Raw genomic sequence first — 2,420 nt, 5'->3', positions numbered from 1 at the left:
GAGAACCTCCACCCGTGGTACTCCTTCACCCCTGGCAGGTCGGCGCCGCCAACTGACCCACCTGCGAAGCCCGACACCCTCGGGCCTCGTTCGACGGGGAGCCTGGCACTGCCAGGCTCCCCGTTCTCGCCCCTTACACGCGGGTCATGCGACGCCGGTCAGCGGGCCGATTCCAGCTTGATCTGCTCGATCAGACTGGCGAACTGGACGCTGGAGAGCGTGAGGTGTCCCCCGCCCGGGTCCTTGCTGTCCCGCACTCCGATCCCGGCCCCCGGCGCAAGTCGCCCCAGCTCGACACACTGATTGTCGTTTGCGCCACCGGTATAGGAACTCTTGCGCCATCTCACGATCATGCGTAGCTCTCCAAGTACCGCTTGATGATCTGTCGGGAGGCTTCCTCTGGAGCAGCCTTCACGCCGATGCGATCGAACATAACGGACAGCTCACGAACCTCGCGAGGTGATTCGATCAACCGTCCTCCGTTCTGAGCGGCAGAGTAGGCGACGTCTCGGTCCTCCAGGCCGATGATCTGCATGGACCCATCGACGCCCATGTGCTCGCCTGACGAGAAAGGAATGACTCGCAAGCTCACGTGCGGCAGCTCGGCCAACTTCAACAGGTGTTCCAGCTGCCTCGTCATGACCTCCACCCCACCGACCGGGCGGGCCAGGACAGCCTCATCGATCACGGTCCATGTGAGCAGCGAGTCACCCTTCTGCCAGTACGCCCTCTTCTTCGCGGTGCGGACCGCCATGATCGCGTCCAGGTCCTTGAACTTGCTCGCCTTGACGTAGGCCCAGGTGTAGTCATCGGTCTGGAGCGCAAGCGGGACGACCTGACCGTGGTAGGTCTTGATCGAGACGGCTTCCTCCTCGTACTTGTCGATCTGATGAGCCCAGTCCGGATCATGCGCCATTCGGGCAAACCAAAGTAGAACCTGGAAAAGCACCCCAGTTCCGTATGCATTGTCAAGCAGACGCATTTGATCGTCCTGTGGACGCCGCCGCCCCGCCTCCAGATTGGAAACAGTCGAGCGAGCGACACCGATGATCTCGCCACACTGGGTCAGCGACAGCCCCATCTTTTCTCTGAAGAAGCGCATGCAGAAGGCCAGGAAGTGCCACATGGAGATCTTGGGGTCGAGAGGGTCGCGGACGATCGGCATCGTTCCTCCTGTTTTCAGTTCTCCCGATAACAAGGAAACCGTAGATCGAGCCAGCGACCCTTGCCACATGAAACCGAAATCCCAAGCGAGGCCGGGGCGATGATGACGGCGGCCGCCAAAGATCTACTTATGCCCCTTATGGGCACACCGTCCGCAGTGGGGCTGGCGCGCACCCTGGTGGACGCGAGAATCCGCAATTGGAGCTATTCACACATTCTCGACAATGCGCTTCTCGTCGTCTCGGAGCTCGTCACGAACGCGGCCCGGCAGACGCCGCACGAGGAGATCCGCCTCCAGCTCAGCCGGGACGCGCACGGCATCGTCATCGCGGTCTGGGACGCCGACTTCGCCCTCCCCCAGGCCAAGCCGATGAAGGAACTCACCCTCGAAGACCTCGACCTCTCCCATGAGGCGTTCGACGACAACGGCGGCTGGGGCCTTCACATCGTCCAGGCGCTGTCGAGCCAGTGCGGCGTCACGGGAGACCCGGCCGGCGGCAAGTGGATCTGGTCGCGCATCCACCCGTGACCCGTCCAGGCGATGCCGAGTACGCGGCGCGACGGGCGTTGCCGGGAGGGTTTCACTCGGCACGGTAGAAATCCAAGACCCGCCATTGACCACTGGCGGTCGTACAAACAACCCGGTGCACGTGCAAGGCACGCGCACCCGACCCAAACAGGGGGAAACACCATGAACAACCGTAGGTTGAGCTCGCTCGCTGTGGGCGCCGGTATCGGCGCCGTCATCGGAGCCGTCATCCAGGGCCTGGACTACTCCGTCGTCCTCGCCGACCAGTGGCACCACGGGCTCGATCCCCTGGAGTCCGGTGACTTCGGCTACCTCGGCGCCAAGATCATCACCGGCATCCTCACCGGCGCCGTCTGCGGCTTGGTCGGCAGCTGCCTCAGAGCCTTCCTCGGCTTCGACAGCGCCGGGGAGCGGAAGCTCACCGCCGACATCGCCGGCAGCGTCCTCTTCATCGGGGTCGCGGCCTGCGTTGCATGCGTCGTCATGGCCGCCTTCGGCCTGTCCGTCGCCGACGTCCCCGACCCCTACGCTGACGTCACCCTCGGCAACGTCTTCACCGGTCTCTGCACTTACGCTGCGGGGGTCCGCGTCGTCGCCCTCGACGCCGACGACTGACCTACTCACGGCCCGGCACACGCCAGGCCGAGCTCGCCGGGGGCCTGGAATCACCAGGCCCCCGTTCGCTTGTTCCCGTCGCCGGAACGTCAGCCGGTTCGGGTGCGGAGGC

The 2,420-nt window shown here is 64.3% G+C and carries 4 protein-coding genes; 2 read left to right on the top strand and 2 right to left on the bottom strand.

The genetic code is table 11. The features are described 5' to 3' along the window. Positions 1-158 precede the first annotated feature (158 nt). Together AB0C69_RS41235 and AB0C69_RS41230 are read right to left on the bottom strand one after the other, a co-directional pair. Positions 159-353: a DUF397 domain-containing protein gene (locus AB0C69_RS41235; RefSeq protein WP_360362128.1), complete on the bottom strand. Its 195-nt coding sequence runs from the start codon at positions 351-353 to the stop codon at positions 159-161. Beyond that, positions 350-1,165, bottom strand: a complete 816-nt coding sequence (locus AB0C69_RS41230) for a helix-turn-helix transcriptional regulator (protein ID WP_360362126.1) — start codon at positions 1,163-1,165, stop codon at positions 350-352. The genes AB0C69_RS41235 and AB0C69_RS41230 overlap by 4 nt, the downstream gene beginning before the upstream one ends. A gap of 138 nt (positions 1,166-1,303) precedes the next feature. On the opposite strand from AB0C69_RS41230, the gene AB0C69_RS41225 reads away from it, so the two are divergent. Both AB0C69_RS41225 and AB0C69_RS41220 read left to right on the top strand, forming a co-directional pair. Further along, the gene (locus AB0C69_RS41225; RefSeq protein WP_360362123.1) at positions 1,304-1,693 is read left to right on the top strand and encodes an ATP-binding protein; all 390 of its coding nucleotides are present in this window, start codon (positions 1,304-1,306) and stop codon (positions 1,691-1,693) included. 162 nt (positions 1,694-1,855) lie between these two features. Next, the gene (locus AB0C69_RS41220; RefSeq protein ID WP_360362120.1) at positions 1,856-2,308 is read left to right on the top strand and encodes a hypothetical protein; all 453 of its coding nucleotides are present in this window, start codon (positions 1,856-1,858) and stop codon (positions 2,306-2,308) included. The last annotated feature ends 112 nt before the right edge of the window (positions 2,309-2,420 follow it).

The organism is Actinomadura sp. NPDC048032 (assembly GCF_040653175.1).
Lineage (GTDB): Bacteria > Actinomycetota > Actinomycetes > Streptosporangiales > Streptosporangiaceae > Spirillospora > Spirillospora verrucosospora.
This window is presented reverse-complemented; position numbering and strand designations above follow the sequence as displayed.